Source organism: Bradyrhizobium sp. SMVTL-02, from assembly GCF_051853005.1.
Lineage (GTDB): Bacteria > Pseudomonadota > Alphaproteobacteria > Rhizobiales > Xanthobacteraceae > Bradyrhizobium.
In genome coordinates this window covers 6,965,168-6,982,449 of sequence record NZ_CP182469.1, presented here as the reverse complement: position 1 = coordinate 6,982,449, position 17,282 = coordinate 6,965,168, and the positions used below count along the sequence as shown (strand labels likewise).

General features: G+C 65.7%; 15 protein-coding genes. 8 read left to right on the top strand and 7 right to left on the bottom strand.

The features are described 5' to 3' along the window. Positions 1-35 precede the first annotated feature (35 nt). From ACNJYB_RS33370 to ACNJYB_RS33350, 5 genes are all read left to right on the top strand, one after another. Positions 36-926 (top strand): TPM domain-containing protein, encoded by an 891-nt coding sequence (locus tag ACNJYB_RS33370; RefSeq protein ID WP_439370800.1) that lies wholly within the window; start codon positions 36-38, stop codon positions 924-926. Between the two features lie 3 nt (positions 927-929). Beyond that, positions 930-1,427 (top strand): TPM domain-containing protein, encoded by a 498-nt coding sequence (locus tag ACNJYB_RS33365; protein WP_439370798.1) that lies wholly within the window; start codon positions 930-932, stop codon positions 1,425-1,427. 475 nt (positions 1,428-1,902) lie between these two features. Beyond that, on the top strand, positions 1,903-2,874 hold the full coding sequence (locus tag ACNJYB_RS33360) for a hypothetical protein (RefSeq protein WP_439370796.1): 972 nt from the start codon (positions 1,903-1,905) through the stop codon (positions 2,872-2,874). Between the two features lie 93 nt (positions 2,875-2,967). Then, entirely contained in the window at positions 2,968-4,515 is a 1,548-nt protein-coding gene (locus ACNJYB_RS33355) for a hypothetical protein (protein WP_439370795.1), read from the top strand. Between the two features lie 28 nt (positions 4,516-4,543). Further along, a complete protein-coding gene (locus ACNJYB_RS33350; RefSeq protein ID WP_439370793.1) occupies positions 4,544-4,708 on the top strand; it encodes a hypothetical protein in 165 nt (54 codons plus the stop codon). A gap of 46 nt (positions 4,709-4,754) precedes the next feature. Here ACNJYB_RS33350 and ACNJYB_RS33345 read toward each other — a convergent pair whose 3' ends face one another. From ACNJYB_RS33345 to putA, 3 genes are all read right to left on the bottom strand, one after another. Continuing rightward, on the bottom strand, positions 4,755-5,402 hold the full coding sequence (locus ACNJYB_RS33345) for a glutathione S-transferase family protein (protein ID WP_439370792.1): 648 nt from the start codon (positions 5,400-5,402) through the stop codon (positions 4,755-4,757). A gap of 156 nt (positions 5,403-5,558) precedes the next feature. Beyond that, complete coding sequence (locus ACNJYB_RS33340) at positions 5,559-6,764, bottom strand: CaiB/BaiF CoA transferase family protein (protein ID WP_439370790.1); 1,206 nt, start codon at positions 6,762-6,764, stop codon at positions 5,559-5,561. Positions 6,765-6,879: 115 nt separating this feature from the next. Then, positions 6,880-9,879, bottom strand: a complete 3,000-nt coding sequence (gene putA, locus ACNJYB_RS33335; RefSeq protein WP_439370789.1) for a bifunctional proline dehydrogenase/L-glutamate gamma-semialdehyde dehydrogenase PutA — start codon at positions 9,877-9,879, stop codon at positions 6,880-6,882. Positions 9,880-9,993: 114 nt separating this feature from the next. On the opposite strand from putA, the gene ACNJYB_RS33330 reads away from it, so the two are divergent. After that, complete coding sequence (locus ACNJYB_RS33330; protein ID WP_439370787.1) at positions 9,994-10,455, top strand: Lrp/AsnC ligand binding domain-containing protein; 462 nt, start codon at positions 9,994-9,996, stop codon at positions 10,453-10,455. Between the two features lie 173 nt (positions 10,456-10,628). On the opposite strand, the gene ACNJYB_RS33325 is transcribed toward ACNJYB_RS33330, so the two are convergent. The 3 genes from ACNJYB_RS33325 to ACNJYB_RS33315 form a co-directional block, all read right to left on the bottom strand. Further along, positions 10,629-10,829: a cold-shock protein gene (locus ACNJYB_RS33325; RefSeq protein ID WP_027527932.1), complete on the bottom strand. Its 201-nt coding sequence runs from the start codon at positions 10,827-10,829 to the stop codon at positions 10,629-10,631. 291 nt (positions 10,830-11,120) lie between these two features. Continuing rightward, entirely contained in the window at positions 11,121-12,149 is a 1,029-nt protein-coding gene (locus ACNJYB_RS33320; RefSeq protein WP_439370786.1) for a YcjF family protein, read from the bottom strand. Continuing rightward, the gene (locus tag ACNJYB_RS33315) at positions 12,146-13,615 is read right to left on the bottom strand and encodes a YcjX family protein (protein WP_439370784.1); all 1,470 of its coding nucleotides are present in this window, start codon (positions 13,613-13,615) and stop codon (positions 12,146-12,148) included. The genes ACNJYB_RS33320 and ACNJYB_RS33315 overlap by 4 nt, the downstream gene beginning before the upstream one ends. A gap of 184 nt (positions 13,616-13,799) precedes the next feature. On the opposite strand from ACNJYB_RS33315, the gene trhA reads away from it, so the two are divergent. Together trhA and ACNJYB_RS33305 are read left to right on the top strand one after the other, a co-directional pair. Continuing rightward, entirely contained in the window at positions 13,800-14,495 is a 696-nt protein-coding gene (trhA, locus tag ACNJYB_RS33310; RefSeq protein WP_439370782.1) for a PAQR family membrane homeostasis protein TrhA, read from the top strand. A gap of 70 nt (positions 14,496-14,565) precedes the next feature. Beyond that, positions 14,566-15,360 (top strand): SDR family oxidoreductase, encoded by a 795-nt coding sequence (locus ACNJYB_RS33305; protein WP_439370781.1) that lies wholly within the window; start codon positions 14,566-14,568, stop codon positions 15,358-15,360. A 212-nt stretch (positions 15,361-15,572) separates the two neighbouring features. Here the strand turns inward: ACNJYB_RS33305 and mdlC are convergent, their stop codons facing one another. Next, a complete protein-coding gene (gene mdlC / locus ACNJYB_RS33300) occupies positions 15,573-17,195 on the bottom strand; it encodes a benzoylformate decarboxylase (RefSeq protein WP_439370779.1) in 1,623 nt (540 codons plus the stop codon). Between the last annotated feature and the right edge of the window lie 87 nt (positions 17,196-17,282).

Below are 17,282 nucleotides of genomic sequence, written 5' to 3'. Positions count from 1 at the left end.
CCGGCGAAGCGCCAGCGAAGACGGCAAGCCGGGCGATGACAGTGAACTTGTGGCGAACGATCATCGTATTCGCGCTGTTGCTTGGCTGGGCATTTCCCGCCTTCGCCGATGTCGCCGTTCCCCAGCTCACCGGCCGCGTGGTCGACCAGACCGGCACGCTCTCGAGCAGCGACGTCGCCTCGCTCACGCAAAAACTGCGTGACTTCGAGGCGCGCAAGGGCAGCCAGATCGCCGTCCTGATCGTGCCGACCACGCAGCCCGAGACGATCGAGCAGTTCTCGATCCGCGTTGCGGATGCCTGGAAGATCGGCCGCAAGAAGATCGACGACGGTGCGATCCTCATCGTCGCCAAGAACGACCGGCATTTGCGCATCGAGGTCGGCTACGGCCTCGAAGGCGCGCTGACCGACGTCACGTCGCGGCGCATCATCGACGAGATCATCACGCCGAAATTCAGGACGGGCGATTTTGCCGGCGGCATCAGCGATGGCGTCGAGCGCATGATGCGGGTGATCGACGGCGAGCCATTGCCCGTTCCTTCTCCCACCGTGAACTTCGGCAGCCTGGACGATCTCGCACCGCTGTTCATCGTGACGCTGTTCGTCTCGATCGGAATCGGCGGATTTTTTCGGGCCATGCTCGGGCGGCTGGTCGGATCATTGGCGACCGGGGGCATCATCGCCGTGCTGACCTGGCTCATTCTCGGCTCCGCTGCGCTAGCCATGGGGCTCGGTGCGCTCGGCTTCATCATTGGCTTCATCGCCGATCTGTTTTCGGCCATCACGCCCGGCATGGGCCGCTCGCGCGGCGGCTCCTGGTCGAGCGGCTCCTCGTCCGGCGGCTGGAGCAGCTCGTCAAGCGACAGCGGCAGCTTCAGCGGCGGTGGCGGCAGCTTTGGCGGCGGCGGCGCCTCGGGGAGCTGGTAGGACATGAGCCTCAAGCGTATTGCCAGACATCTCGTGCAGCACCATTGGCGGGTGAAGCAGATCTTCCCGCAAGCCGCGCTCGACCGCATTGAACAGGCGATCCGGCAGGGTGAGACCACCCATTCCGGCCAGGTCCGCTTCGTGGTCGAAGGCGCGCTCGACGGTCGCCCGCTGTTCCGCAACCAGCCGGCGCGCGAGCGCGCGATCGACCTGTTCTCGCATTTGCGCATCTGGGACACCGCGCACAACAACGGCGTCCTGATCTATCTCCTGCTGGCCGACCGCGACGTCGAGATCGTCGCCGACCGCGGCATCGACGCGAAGGTGGGCGCGGCGGGGTGGGAGACCATTTGCCGCGCGATGGAGGCCGAGTTCAGGTCCGGCCAGTTCGAGCGTGGGGTGATCGCCGGCATCGCGGCAGTGTCACGCGAACTGGCAAGGCATTTTCCTCCGCAAGGCCCGCATGCGAACGAGCTGCCGGATGCGCCGGTGGTGATGTAGTCCACCGCTCTAGCCACCATCATTGCGAGCGGAGCGAAGCAATCCAGAATCCCTCAGCGGAGACAGTCTGGATTGCTTCGCTGCGCTCGCAATGACGATGAGGATGCAGCGCGCTCCACTCTCTCACCGTCGCGCTCAGGCGCGAACACAGTGAGCCTCGAAGGGCGACGGCCCCGCTGCTGCCCGGCCGTTCATCCATCGAGGCTCTCCTTGCGGCACGTTGCGCCGCAGGGTTCGCGCCTCAGAATGACGGGGCGGGAATTGGGCTGTGTGTGGTCCATTGCGCCGCCGTTCATCTTGTCCCGATTACAAACTGTTTCACGCCCGCCACACCGGTTCCACGTTCCCGGCTCAATTCAGCCGCGGATGAGTTCCTAAAATTTCGGTAAGCGGGTCCGAAGGTAAGGATTTCGCAAGCAATGAAAGTTACCAAAAGGTCAATCCAGACTGGAGTATTTGAGCCGTGAGCGAACCAATGGCTGAGCAGGCTGCCCAGGATTCCGGTGCCGTCGAGGCCGCAGCGCCGCAGGCTGTCGCGGCGGCCGGGATCGAGGCCCCCTCGATCGCCCCCGACCACGAGGCGCCGCCGAAGCCCGAACCGATCAAAGTCGAGCCCCCAAGGATCGAGGTGCCGAAGTTCGAGGCCAGGGTTGAGCCGAAGGTCGAGACCAAGCCCGAGCCCAAACCCGGCAAGCTCATCGTCATGGCTCCCGCCGACCGCGCCTGGGAGCGCGAGGAGTTCGCTCCGCACGTGAAGGCGGACGAGCCGCGCGAGGCCGGCAGCAAGCGTCGCCTCTCGGCGATGGCCGCCGTGGTCGCGGTTGCCGCCTGCGTCGGTGCAATCAGCGGCGCGCTCGCGACCGCCGGCATGATGCACTTCGCTGTCCCGGCCGCCGCGCCGGTGCAGGTCGTCGACACCAGCGCGCTGGATGCGTCCGTCGCGCGGATCGATGCCGATCTCGTTGCGCTCAAGGCGAATGTCGAGCACTCCTCCAAGACCGGCCTCAGCCAGTTCAACCGGGCCAACGACCGTCTCGACAAGCTCGAGAAGGCGCAGGCCGAGCCGATGGCCAAGCTGGCAAGATTGTCCGAGACCGTCGACAAGCTTCGCGCCACGCCACCCGCTGCCCCCGCACAGGCCGCGGCAGTTCCCGCCCCCGCGAAGGAGACGACCGGCTCGATCTCGCCGGCGCAGGTTGCGACCGCTTCTGCCGTTCCGGCGCCCGTTCCCGCCGCGCCCAAGTCCGAGGTCGGCCGTCTGCCGACGCTCGAAGGCTGGAGGCTGCGCGACGTCGCCAACGGCGGCGCGCTGATCGAGAGCCGCAACGGCCTCTATGAGGTCTATGCCGGCGATCCCATCCCCGGTGTCGGCCGCGTCGACGCGATCCGCCGCCAGGACGGCCGCTGGGTCGTCGTCACCACCAAGGGCCTGATCGTCGCACGCTGAGCGTTCGATATTCGACTTTCGAAAAGGCGCTTCACCTCGCTGTGAAGCGCCTTTTTGCTTGAATAGGCTCGCCCGCGCGGTGTTACCTGAGGCATGAGCCGGGCCTTGAGAATTGTCGTTGCTGTGGTCGCGTTGTTCGGCGGCGTCATGTCGCTCTGCGCGACCGAGACCGCGCAGCTCACGCGCGGCACGGCGATCACCGATCCCGGTCTCCTGCGCAAGCTCGACGAGCACGATGTGCTGACGATCTCGCGCCTGTTATGGCCGGAGCGCAACGCGAACTTTCCGCTGACGAACGATCTGCTGTTCTCGAGGTTGCCGCAGCTCAAGGACATTCCTGCCGCGGTCGACGCGGAGTTCGATCGCTACATCGCCCGGCAGAAAGCCGCCTGGCCGACCGAGACCATCGGCGTCGGCGAAGGCTTTGACGTGCAGCTGTTCGATCGGGCGGTGCTGAAATCCCCCAACACGCGCTTCGTACTGGCCGGCATCGTCAATCGCATGGATCGCGCCTATGTGTCGGAGGACTCCTGCGGCGAGATCCGCTTGATTTACCGGTTGACTCGCATCGATGCCGGGGCTGAAGGGGCCACGACGGCGACGCGCCTCCCCATGACGTTCAATCTGGTCATGAAGGCGCGCGACGCGCGCCAGACCGATGCGAGCGGCAAGCCGGTCAGTTGCGCCGAGGTCGCGCGGCGTTGGCTCGACAATGGCGACTGGCAGGGGCTGATCGGCGGCGGCTTCTATCCTTACGACGCGATGCTCGATCGCATCGAGACCAACATCCAGATCTCGATTGCACGGAAATCGGTGCTGCACGATTTCCGCTCCGACTATCTGCTGAAGGTCTTCAAGTACCACGCCACGACGAAGACGTTCGAGGAGTCCACGCTGGAGAACCAGATCGACCGCGACCGGATCCTTGCCGACAACGATCTCCGGCGCGATTTCAAGACCTGGCTGCTCGCGCCGGAAAATCTCCGCGAGTTCGATCGCGGCACAGTGCTGATCCCCGAGCAATTCCTCGCCAAGGCCGCGATAGTGCCGACGCCGACCGGCCTCGATGCTTCGCCATTGCAGCCGGAGTTCGGCATGATGCAAGGGGAAGAAAAAGGAGAGGGCAGAAGCGATCCCGTCTTCACCGACAACGACGTGGTCGGCGCGCTGAAGCAGGCGGCCGCGCGCGGGGACTTGCAGAACGTCCGCTCGGTCGCGGGCTTCCAGCGCCGTCTCAACGATGTCACCTGCGCCGGCTGCCACCAGACCCGAGGGATCGGCGGCTTCCATTTTCCGGGGGTGGATTGGCTCGCCGACAAGCCGTCCAATTCCACCATCGTGCCGGCCTCGCCGCATTTTGTCGGCGACCAGGTGCGCCGCCGCGACATCCTGACCGCGTTTGCCGCAGGGAAAAGCCCTGATTTCTCTCGCGGATTTGCCAGCCGGCCGCAGACCCGCGGCAGCGCGGAGCTGGCCGGCACCGAATATCAGGACGGCTGGGGCGCGCATTGTTCCCTGCAATATGCAGGATCGCGAACGCGAGATGAGAGTTTTACGTCGTGGAGCTGTGCTACGGGCTTGACCTGTCAGGCCGCCGCGGCCTCGCGCCGCATCGGCATGTGCTTCATCAAGACGCATTAGGCCGCCTCCAACCTGGTTTGGATGACCCATGACGGACACGAGCGAAGCCAACAAGATGCGCAATCGCGAGATCGCGCGCAATGAGGAAGCCAAGCAGATCACCGGCAGCGCCCGGGTGAGCAGCTGGGCCGTCGCGGTGGTCGTGATCGTCGGCGGGATCCTGTTCACGCTCGGCTGGCTGGCGTTGAGGTAGCTTCTCTTCTCTCCCCGCAGGCGGGGAGAGGGGAAGAGAGCGTGCCTCACTTCGCGTAATTCGTTATTCGTTTGCCCGGCAGCAACTCGTACGCCGGCTTCCAGCCGGGCAGCGCGGCCATGCGGCCAAGCCAGGCGTGGATGGCGGGATGACTCGTCGCGAAATCAAATCCGTGCTCATCACTCGGATAGTGCAGGTAGGCCATCATCGAGATGTCGACGACCGTCGGCTTCGTTCCGATCGCGAAGGCGTTGTGCTGGAGATGTCCTTCGAGAATGCCGAGGAAATCGTCGAGGCGCCGCCGGAAATGCTTCAGCACCTGCGGATCGTTCTTCTCGGTGAAGGCGCGCATGTAGCGATAGGTCGCCATGTAGCCGGTGAGCTTGTGGTTGTCCCAGAACAGCCAGCGCAGCAGCTCGAATTTTTCCTCCTCCGTCTCGGCGCCGAAACGGCCGTACTGCTCGGCGAGCTTCAAGAGGAGGGGCGCAGTCTGCGTCATCTTCACGCCGTCCACTTCGAGCACGGGAATCTCGCCCATCTCGTTGACGGACTTGCGCCACTCAGCCGTACGGGTGACGCCGCCGCCAAAGTCGGTCCATACCGGCTCGAACGTTTCGCCGCAAAGCGTCAGCATCAGCGCCAGCTTGTAGCTGTTGCCGGATTCGGGGAAGTAGTGCAGGCGGTAGAGCGGCATGGGATCTCGCGGCATTCATGAATTGCCGACTATTATAGCGGGATCGTCCCTCGCCGTCATTGCGAGCGCAGCGAAGCAATCCAGCAATGCATCCGCGCCGGGATTCTGGATTGCCTCGCTGCGGTCGCGATGACCGAGTTTGTCGAGCGCGCGCTCCTACCCCACCGCTCCCTTCGACCGCAGCTGCTTGATCGCCGCCTCGTCGTATCCCGCCCCGCGCAAAATCTCGTCACTGTGCTCGCCGACAGCGGGCGGCTTGCGCGGCTGCACCTTCTTGGCGCCGTCGACCCAGATCGGGCTGTTGATGGTGAGCATGGTGTCGTTCTCGAACGGCACCAGCACCTCGTTGTCGAGCATCTGCTTGTCGTTCGGGATGTCGTCGAGAATGGCGACGACGCCGAACACGAGGCCATTGCCGTCGAGGATTTTTCGCCATTCGGCGAGATCCTTCGTGGCGAAGGTCTCGTCCAGAATCCTGATCAGCTCGACCGAGCGGGCGTGGCGATCGGCCTTGGTGGCGAAGCGCGGATCATTGATCAGGTCTTCGCGTCCGAGGCATTTGGCCAGCGTCGGAAACTGCTTCTCCTCGTTCAGCAGCGACAGGATCAGCCAGCGGCCGTCCTTGCACTGGTAGTGATTGGCAACCGCGTTCAGCGCGCGCTCGCGCGGGCGCCGCTCGCCAAACTTGGCGCCGCAGAGCTTGGCCTGCGCCAGCACGCTCGCCGCCCACACGCCGTTCGCCATCAAATTGGAGGCGACATGCGAGCCCTTGCCGGTCTTCTCGCGCTGATACAGCGCCGTGACGATCGCGCTGTACAGGGCCATGGCGCAGGGGTGGTCGCCCATGCCGGCCACCGAGCGCGCCGGCGTGGTGTGGATGTCGGCGCGGACGAGGTCCATCAGGCCGGAGCGCGCCCAATAGGCGTTGCTGTCGAAGCCGGGCTTGTTGGCTTCCTCGCCCTTCTCGCCGTAGCCGGTGAAGGAGGCGTAGATCAGCCGGTCGTTGAGATGGGCGAGATGGTCATAGGTGATGCCGAGCTTGGCGCGCACCGGCGGCGGCATGTTGGTGATGAAGACGTCGGCTTCTTCGACGAGCTTGTAGAGCACGGCCTGCGCCTCGGGCTTTGCGAGGTCGAGCGCGATGCTCTTCTTGTTGCGGCCCTCGAGCAGCCAGGCGAAATTGTGCTCGCCGGTGGGATAACCGGGCAGGTTGGGCAGGTTGCGGTAGGGGTCCCCAGTGCCAGGCGGCTCGATCTTGATGACGTCGGCGCCGAAATCCGACAGCACGGTCGCGGCTGCGGGCGCTGCGATGAAGCTCGCGCAGTCCAGAACCTTCAGCCCTGCAAAAATGCCCTTTTCCATCGCGGCGTTGCTCCCTCGCTCTTGTCGTTTCCCGTGCGCTGGAATTGGCGCAGGCCAAGTCTTGGAGCATTAGACCGATGTTTTGCCGGGATGCAACGGCGCCCGGCGCAGGGCCTCACTCCTCCCCCGCAAGCAATGCCGCATTACCGCCGGCTGCTGCGGTGTTGATCGTCACGGTCTGCTCGGTCGCAAAGCGCGCGAGGTAGTGCGGGCCACCGGCCTTGGGGCCGGTTCCGGACAGGCCGTTGCCGCCGAACGGCTGCACGCCGACGACGGCGCCGATCATGTTGCGATTGACGTAGATGTTGCCGACCTGGACGCGCTCGATGATGGCCTCGATGGTGTCGTCGATGCGGGAGTGGACGCCGAGCGTGAGGCCGTAGCCGGTGCGCTCGATCGCCTGCAGCACGCGTTCGAGGTTCTCGGCGCGATGGCGCACCACATGCAGGATCGGGCCGAACACCTCCGCTGTGAGCTGGCCGGCGGCCCTGAGCTCGAAAATGTGCGGGGCGACGAAGCAACCCTCCGGAGCAGTGCCGGCAAAATGCAGCCGCGCCTCGCTCTTCATCCGCGCGACATGCGCATCGAGCCGTTGCTTGGCCTCGGCGTCGATCACCGGCCCGACATGGGTCGCGACCTCGGCGGGATCGCCGATTCTGAGCTCCCGCGCCGCGCCCGCGATCATCTCGATCATGCGGTCGGCGACGTCCTCCTGCACGAACAGCAGCCGCAGCGCCGAGCAGCGCTGGCCAGCGGAGCGGAATGCGGAGGTGACGACGTCGTCGGCGACCTGCTCGGGCAGCGCGGTCGCATCCGCGATCATGGCGTTGATGCCGCCGGTCTCCGCGATCAGCGGCACGATCGGCCCGTCCTTGGCGGCGAGCGTCCGGTTGATGCTGCGCGCGACCTCGGTCGAGCCGGTGAAGACGACGCCGGCGATATCCTGGTGCGCGGTCAGCGCGGCGCCGATGCGGCCGTCGCCGGTGACGAGATGCAGCGCGCTCCTGGGAATGCCGGCCTCGTGCAGCAGGGCGACCGCCTCGCGCGCGACGCGCGGGGTCTGCTCGGCGGGCTTTGCCACCACGCTGTTGCCGGCCATCAGTGCCGCCGTGACCTGGCCGAGGAAGATCGCCAATGGAAAATTCCAGGGCGAGATCGCGACGAAGACGCCGCGGCCGCGCAGGCCGAGCGCGTTGCTCTCGCCGGTTGGGCCGGGCATGGCGGCATCAACGCCGAACAACTTGCGGCCTTGCGCGGCATAATAGCGGCAGAAATCCGCGGCTTCGCGCAGCTCGGACAAGGCATCGTCGAGCGTCTTGCCGCCTTCGGCTTGCAGCAGCGCGATGAAATGCGCCCTGCGGCTCTCCAGCAGATGCGCGGCCTGCTCCAGCGCCGCCGCGCGCGTGCCCGCAGGCGTCCGGCTCCAGGCAGCAAAGCCTGCACGCGCTGCGGCGACTGCCGCATTGGCCTGCTCCGGCGTGGCGTCAGTGATCGGCTTGAGGTCGGCGGCCTCGGCCTTCACGTCCGTCAGCAACTGATCGAGCGCGGCGCGCGCGCCGAACTCGACGCCGCGCGAATTGCGCCGCTCCGGTGCGAACAGATCGCCCGGCAACGGGATCCTGGGATGCGCGGCCGCTTGCGGCCGGGCGATGGCATCTGCCGGCCGCTGCAACAGCGCCGGCACCGGCACGCGATAGTCGGCGGCCTGCGCCACGAAGGACGAGTTCGCGCCGTTCTCCAAAAGCCGCCGCACCAGATAGGCGAGCAGGTCGCGGTGGCTGCCGACCGGCGCATAGGTGCGGTAGGCGATATCAGGGTGGTCCTTGGCAAGCTGCTCGTACAGCGCCTCGCCCATGCCGTGCAGGCGTTGGAATTCGAAACCGCCGCTGCCGCCGGCCATCTCGAGCACCGTCGCGACCGTCAGCGCGTTGTGGGTGGCAAATTGCGGGAAGATGCGCGGCCGCAAGGCCAGCAGCTTCGTCGCGCAGGCGACGTAGTTCAGGTCCGTCATCGCCTTGCGCGTGAACACGGGGTAGCCGTCGAGCCCGCGCTCCTGCGCGCGCTTGATCTCGGTGTCCCAATAGGCGCCCTTGACCAGCCGCACCATCAGCTTGCGGTCATGGGCGCGGGCGAGCGCATCGACATAGTCGATCACCGCGCTCGCGCGCTTCTGATAGGCCTGGATTGCGAGGCCAAACCCGTCCCAGACCTTGAGCGAGGGATCGGCGAGCGTTGCCCCGATCACGTCGAGCGACAGCTCCAGCCGGTCGGCCTCCTCGGCATCGACAGTGAAGTTGAGGTCATAGGCCCTGGCACGCTGCGCGAGGTCCAGCAGCAGCGGCACCAGTTCGGCCATCACACGCTCGCGGCTGATCGCCTCAAAGCGCGGATGCAGCGCCGAGAGTTTGACGGAGATGCCGGGCCGGTCGGGCAGGGGATGGTTGCCGGCCGCCTTGCCGATCGTCTCGATCGCACTGGCATAGGCGTCGAAATAGCGTTTGGCGTCGGCAGCCGTGCGCGCGCCTTCGCCGAGCATGTCGAACGAATAGCGCGGCTTCTGGCCGGAGCGCGGGCGTCCCCGCTCCAGCGCCTGCTCGATGGTCTCGCCCAGCACGAAATGATTGCCCATCAGCCGCATCGCCTGGCGCGTGGCGGTACGCACGGCGGGGGCACCCAGTCGCTTCACCAGACGCCCGATGGTCCCGTCAGGCGTCTCCCCGGGCTGGATCACGCGCGCCGACAGGCCGAGCGCCCAGGCCGAGGCATTGACCAGGAAGGCCGTGGACTTGGTCTCGTGGTGGATGAAGTCGCCCTCGCCGAGCTTGTCCTCGATGAACTGGTCGGCAGTGCGCGCATCCGGCACGCGCAGCAGCGCCTCGGCCAGCACCATCAGCGCGAGGCCCTCCTTGGTCGAGAGCGCGAATTCCCGCAGCATGTCCTCGACGCCGCCGAGCCTGTCGTCGCGCTTGCGGATCGCCTCGATCAGCCGCGTCGCGGTGCGGTCGATCCGCGCCTCCTGCGGCGGGGACAGATGCGAGGCCGGCAACAGGCGCGCGGCGATCTCGGCATCGTCAGGGGCGTAGGGAGCTGTGAAGGGCGGCGGAAGGTTCGGCATGGCGTGTCCTGTGGGTGACATCAAGAATAAGGCCTGCGCTCCCGTAGTTCGATAGACAAATTAGCCGCTTTGCCTTAGGAAATGAAGAATAGAAACGTATTGGCCGTATAAGATATGGAACTAGATCGAATCGACCGGAAAATCCTCTGGATTTTGCAGGAAGATGGACGCATCGCCAACGTCGAACTCGCCGAGCGCATCGGCCTGTCGCCGACCTCGATCGGCGAGCGGCTGAAGCGCCTGCAGCGCGAGGGCTTCGTCGAGGGCTACGGCGCCAGGCTCAATCCGCACCGGCTCGGCCTCGGCTTGCTCGTGTTCGTCGAGGTGCTGCTCGACAAGACCACGCCCGACAATTTCGAGCGCTTCGCGCGCGCGGTGAAGCTCGCCCCTGAAGTGCTCGAGTGTCACATGGTTGCCGGCGGCTTTGACTATCTGGTGAAGGCGCGGCTTGCGGACATGACGGCGTATCGGCGCTTCCTTGGCGAGACCCTGCTGTCGATGCCCGGCGTGCGCGAGACGCGGACCTATGCGGTGATGGAAGAGATCAAGCGCGACGCACCGTTGCCGGTGGGTTAGCGAAATGCCGTCGCGATTGTCATTGCCGAGGCGTTGAATCCGTGGTTTTCGCGGGAAAAATAGCTATCCTCGCGCAATCGCAACGCCGGGTCGTCGAATGCACTGACCGTCTTCTAAATTCTTTTGGCCTCGCTCCCGGAGGTGATCCGGGAGGCAGCGAAACGCTGGCGGGCTTATACTTTGAGGTTCTCTGCGGAGGTCTTGCCCCGGTTTGCGATCTCTTCGTATTCAACCGTCTGTCCCTCGTTCAGGGTCGACAGACCGGCCTTCTGCACTGCCGAGATATGCACGAACACATCCTTGCCTCCCGACGCAGGCTGGATAAATCCATAACCCTTCGTCGGGTTGAACCACTTGACCGTACCTTTGGGCATCACGTCTTCTCCGCGGGTCTTCCTCCGAGATCGCGAACCGCCAGTCCCCGCCAACCGGCCGGTTCGGTCCTAACAGGATACGCGGAATGTGGCGGGCATGGTAGCTCAAACCACATCCCCCTTTCGCCGAATTCCGCTCAACTTAGCGGCGTTTTTGCCGGTTTTGCCCGTTTCGCGGTCAGTCGGCGCGTGCGCCGCGCGCCATCAGTCAATGGGTCGCGGTGCTGCCGCTGCCGGTCATTCTTCCTTCCCCTCCCCCGGAGGGCGCTCCAGGGGAGGGTAAGAAGAGCCCTACTCCTCGTCGTCCTTCTTCCGCAGCAGATCCGTCGCCAGATCCGACAGCTTCGGCGGCGGCAGCGCCGCGAAGGGCAGCGGCCGCGTCACGTCGATCGCGGCGAGGCCCAGCCGCGCCGTCAGCAGCCCGTTGAGCACGCCTTCGCCCAATCGCTGCGACAACTTGGCCGCGATGCCGTGGCCTAGCATCTGCTGCACCAGGCTGTCGCTCGCAGCCATGCCGCCGGTGATGGCGAGGTGGGCGACGACGTGGCGGAGCAGGCGGATCATGCCGAGCGCGCCGGGACGGCCGCCGTACAGATAGGCGAGCTGGCGGATCAGGCGCAGCGCGGCCATGAACACGAACAGCACGTCGATCGCCGCGCGGGGCGAGACCGCGGTGACGATTGAGACCTTTTGCGCCGCCGACGACACCAGCCGGCGCGCCTCGGCATCCAGCGGTGACATCAGTTCGCGCTCGGCGAGGCGGATCATGTCGGCGCCGTCGATGATCTCGCCGGCGTGGCTTTCCAGCGTGGCGCGGGCGCGCGCAAGCTGCGGATTCTGGTGCGCGATCTTCAGCAGATCCTGCACGATGACGCGGCTCTCCTTGCGGTCGTCGCTGGCAAGCACAGTGGCGGCGCGCTGATGCAGCTTCTCGATGGTCGCAAGCCGCGCCAGGCCAAAGGCCTCGCGGCCAATCACCACCGCGAGCGCGAGCGCGGTGACGAAGGCCAAGGAAACGCCAACGAAGCCGAGTGTTTCGCTGCGCGCAAACAGGTCCTCGATCAGATGCACGACGCCAAGCCCGGTGCCGAGCAGCGTCAATCCCGCAAGCCCCGACCAGAACAGCGTGCCCCACGGAAAGCCGCGCCGCGCCGGCAGCGCGGCTTGAACCGGCACCGGCAATGTCGATGGATCGGGCTCCGGCGTGATCTGGATCGTGGCGCGCGCGAGCCGGCTGGTCTCGTCGGCTTCGGTGACGACGACGCCGGGATCGTCGAGCCGGAACGTTGCCGGCCGCCGTGGCTTCGATCGGTCGTTCATGACAGCTTGTCTCCGATCAGGAACTGCAAGGCACGGTCGAGGCGGATATGTGGCAGTACGGGCTCGTCCGTTCCCTCGCATTCGAGCTTTGGCGGCCGGAAGCGCAGGAAGCGGAAATCGCTCTCCTCGGCAGCTTGCGTCGACAACCCTTGGAACGCGTCCCCGCCATTGAACAGCGGCTCGGGATCCAGCGGCAGATCGCCCGGAAAAGTCGCAACCTCGGTGTTGCCGTCGAAGAACTCGCCGCCGGCGCTCTCGCCCGCGGCGGGCGTTCCCAGGATCGACGGCAATTTGTCGCGGCCATGCGCCACCTGCGCCTCGCGCGTGGCGCGCACCGCAGCGAGCGCGACGACATCGATGGCCGCGCCGGTATCTTCTGCCCGCGCAACGGCACGCGAGACGACACGGCGCAGCACGGCCTCGAGTCGGTCGTGGCTGGAATGATGCAGATGATCCGCCTTGGTTGCCGCGAACAGGACGCGGTCGATGCGCGGCCGGAACAGGCTGGAGAGCAAGGTGCTGCGGCCGATGTTGAAGCAATCGAGAATGCCGGCGAGTGCGGCTTCGAGATCGTGCAGCGCCTCCGGGCCGGAGTTGAACGCGCCGAGCGCATCGGCCAGCACGATCTGGCGATCGAGCCGCGCGAAATGATCGCGAAAGAACGGCCGCACCACGACGTCCTTGTAGGCCTCGAAGCGCCGCACCATCATCGCCCACAGCGATCCCTCGGGTGCCTGTCTGCCCACGGGCACGTCGAGCGGCGCAAAGGTCAGCGCCGGCGTATCGGCGAGATTGCCCGGCATCAGGAAGCGGCCGGGCGGCAGCAGGCTCATGGCAAAACGCTCGTCGCGGCAGGCGCGCAAGTAGTTCGTGAAGAGTTTTGCGGCCGTCAGCGTCGCCTGTTCGTCCTCGGGTGCCTCGGGCTTGAGCGTTGCAAGATGCGCGAGCCATTCGCTCGCAAGATGCCCGCGCGGCGCCTCGCGCGACAGCGCCAGGCTCTCAGCGGACCATTGCTCGTAGCTCTTCTGCAGCAGCGGCAGGTCGAGCAGCCATTCGCCGGGATAATCGACGATGTCGAGCGTCAGCGTACGGTCGGCGCCGTTCGGGCGCTGGTAGTCGATGACGAGGCGGAGCTCGCTGATGTCGACGGTGGAGTTCGGCCAGCGCCGTTCCTCGACCAGCGCGCGCAGATGGTTCTCATAGGCAAAGCGCGGCACGGCATCATCAGGCTGCGGCGCCAGATGCGCCCGCGCGATCCGGCCCGAGGCATAGGCCTCGAACACCGGAAACCGCCCGCCACGCGTCAGTCCATGGATCAGCGCGGTGATGAATACGGTCTTACCGGCTCGCGACAGGCCGGTGACACCAAGCCGCACTGTCGGGTTGAAGAAATGCTCGCCAAAGTCGATCAGCGCCCGGGCCGACAGCCGCGCTTCCTCGACCATATCCTGGAAACTGAATGCCATATGAACGTGAGGGGGCTCGGGCGAGGGGTACGCAAATCGGATTAGTCACAAAAGTGGCAACTGGTTGAGGAAAATCAAGCTTTCATACTTCCACCGCCTTTGTCGGCAAATCAGCCGCTTGAACGACGCGCCGGTCCGAAAGACCCATATGAAGAGGGCATTGCCTTAGCCTTTGCGGATTGCCATGACCGTGTTCCAGCTGAAACAGTTCGCATCCTCTTCCGTCCACGCCGCTGCCGACGTGATCGGCTGGGATTACGACCGCGCCGAGCTGATCGCCGATGGCGTCGTCCACGCGATCGGCGTCCTCGGCGGCCTCATCGCCGCGATCGTGCTGGTGGTGCTGACGGCGGTCTACGCGACGGCGACCGACATCGTCGGCGTCTCGATCTACGTCGCCGGCCTGCTGTCGATGCTCGTGCTGTCGGCGACCTATAATCTCTGGCCGGTGTCGCCGGCCAAATGGCTGCTGCGGCGGTTCGACCATTCGGCGATCTATCTCATGATCGCCGCGACCTACACGCCGTTCATCCTGGAGGTGAAGGACAGCGTGTTCGCGCTGATGCTGCTCGCCGGCGTCTGGTGCGTCGCCATATCAGGCATCGGGCTGAAGCTGTTCTTCCCCGGCCGATTCGATCGCGTCTCGGTCGGCATCTATCTGGCGATGGGCTGGAGCGGCGTGATGCTCTACGGTCCCGTGGTCAGGGCGCTGCCCGCGCTGGTGCTGGGCTTCATCCTTGCCGGTGGGCTGCTCTACAGCTTTGGCGTGATCTTCCATGCCTGGCGGCGGCTGCGCTTCCAGAATGCGATCTGGCACGGCTTTGTCTTGGCCGGCGCGGCATGCCATTATACCGCTGTGCTCGGCCTCGTGTTGAGCTGAGCAGAACCGACGACGCGGAATAAGCGGCGCGGTATAAAGCGGTACAAGACACGACGAGAGGAGACGTCGCATGAAGGTGACCGGCAAGGTCGTGGTCGTCACGGGCGGCGCAAATGGCATCGGCAAGGCGCTGTGCGAGGCCTTTCACAAAGCGGGCGCCGCCAAGGTCGTCGTCGCGGACATGGACGCCGCCAATGCAAGGGCGGTCGCCGCGATGGTCGATGGCGCGGCGTTCAAATGCGACGTCGCGCAGGAAAAGGACATCGCCCACGTCATCGAGGAGACCGAGCGGCAGTTCGGCCCGATCGAACTGTTCTGCTCCAATGCCGGCATCGGCGGCGGCTTCGATCCGATGTCGGTGAATGCCGGCGGCGCTTCCGACGAGCCCTGGCAGCGCAGCTGGGCGATCCACGTCATGGCCCACGTCTATGCGGCGCGGCATCTCGTCCCCCGCATGAAGGCGCGCGGCGGCGGCTATTTCCTCAACACGATCTCGGCTGCAGGCTTGCTCTCGCAGGTCGGCAGCCCCGCTTATTCGACGACGAAGCACGCCGCCGTCGGCTTTGCCGAGAACCTCGCGATCTCGCACAAGGCCCACAACATCAAGGTCTCGATCCTCTGCCCGCAGGGTGTCGACACCAACATGCTGCGCTCGATCCCCAAGGGACCGCAATCCGGCGACGGCGATCTCACGCCGGAGCAGGTGGCGAGGGACGTGCTCGCCGGCCTCGAGCAGGAGACATTCCTGATCCTGCCGCACCCCCAGGTACTCGGCTACATGCGCAAGAAGACCGAGAATTACGACCGCTGGATCGGCGGTATGGCCAAGATCCAGGCGAAGATGCGCGAGGAGTTCGGGAAGTGACCGTCAGGTCATCCTGTTTGAGGCACCCTTGCGCCAAGCATTCCGCCGTCGTCCCGCCGAAGGCCGGGACCCATAACCACAGGGAGTAGTTTGGCGAAGACGGGTCGTTACCCTTCCCGCGGTACTGATGCCCGTGTTGATCGATAGATCACGCGGTGTGGGTCGACCCCGGATGTCGCTGCGCTCATCCGGGCTACGGCACTACACGTACCCTAATGCTTCTGCCCGTAAAGCACCGGCACCGCGGAATCCACGACGACTTCCACCAAGCTCGTCCCTTCGAACGCGATTCCGCGCTTCAGCGCCTTGCCAAGCTCGGCCGCCTTGCTCACCCGCACCGAATGACACCCCATGCCTTCGGCGATCTTCACGAAATCGATCCCCGGCAGTTCCAGTCCCGGCACGTTCCGCACCTGCATCACCTGGCTGAACGAGCGCATCGCGCCGTAGCCGGAATTGTTGATGACGACCACGGTGAGCGGCAGCTTGCGCTGCGCGGCGGTCCACAGCGCCTGGATCGAATACATCGCCGAGCCGTCGCCGATCAGGCAAACCGTGCGCTGCTTCGGCTTGCCCAGCGCCATGCCGACGGCGGCAGGCAAGGAATAGCCGAGACCGCCGCTCGCCATCGTGTAAAAGCTGTCCTGGCCGCGCATCGGCAGGAATTTTTGCATCGCCGGCCGGTGCGAGGGCACTTCCTCCACCAGTGACGCGCCGTCGGGCATCGCCTGCGACAGCGAATGCAGCAGGAATTCCACCGGCAGCGGATCGGCCGCCTGCGGCGCCGGCGGCAGCGTGCGGCCTTTCGGCGTGGCGCGCCTGCTCTCCGGCAACAGATCCAGCAGCAGGCTCAGCGCCGGCTTCATCGTCGCGATGATGCTGGTGCCGACCGGCGTCACCGCCGCTGCATCGGGATCGTCGGTGATCTGAAAAATCGTTGCGCCGCCATCGAAAATCGCGGCATGCCCCTCGACGTGGAAGGTGAAGACCGGCGCGCCGACGACGACGAGGAGGTCGTGCTCCCGCAAGGCGTCGGACAGCTGCGCCGGCGAGGCATGCAGGAACCCTGAGAATTGCGGATGCCGCTCCGGAAACGAGCAGCGCGCCGAGAACGGGCTGACCCAGACGCTGGCCTTGGCCTTCTCGGCCACGCGCACCATCAGGTCGACCGCGCCGGCGCGGTCGACGCCTGGGCCGACGACGAGCGCAGGGTATTTTGCCGAATCGAGCGCTGTGACCAGCGCCTTCATCGCGTCAGGCTCGGGCCCGATTTCGCGGCTGACCTTGCGCGCCTCGATGGGTGCGCATGCATGTGCCCAATCATCGATCGGGATCGACACGAAGGTCGGCCCGCAGGGCGGCTGCATCGCGGTGTAATAGGCGCGCGCGATTGCGGCCGGCACGTCCTCGGCCCGCGCCGGCTCGACGCTGTATTTGACGTAGGGCCTCGGAAATTCCGAGGCGCGCTCGGCATAGAGGAACGCCTGCAGGGGGAGGATCGAGCGGGCCTGCTGACCCGCGGTGATCACCAGCGGGGTCTGGTTGCGGTGCGCGGTGTAGATGTTGCCGAGGGCGTTGCCGACGCCGGCCGCCGAATGCAGGTTGACGAAGCCGGCATTGCGCGTCGCCTGTGCGTAGCCGTCGGCCATGCCGACCGCGGACGCTTCCTGCAGCGCCAGCACATAGTCGATGTCGTGGGGCCAGTCGCTCAGGAACGGCAGCTCGGTTGAGCCAGGATTGCCGAACACTTTTGTGATGCCGAAGGCGCGCAGCAGGTCGAGCGTCGCCTGCTTGACGGTGACGGACTTGCTGCCGGTCTTGCCGTTCTTGGCCATGGTCTCCGTCCCCTTGTTGTTTATCGAAAATAGCAGCCCCACCCGTCATTGCGAGGAGCTTGCGACAAAATTGCGTAGCAATTTTGA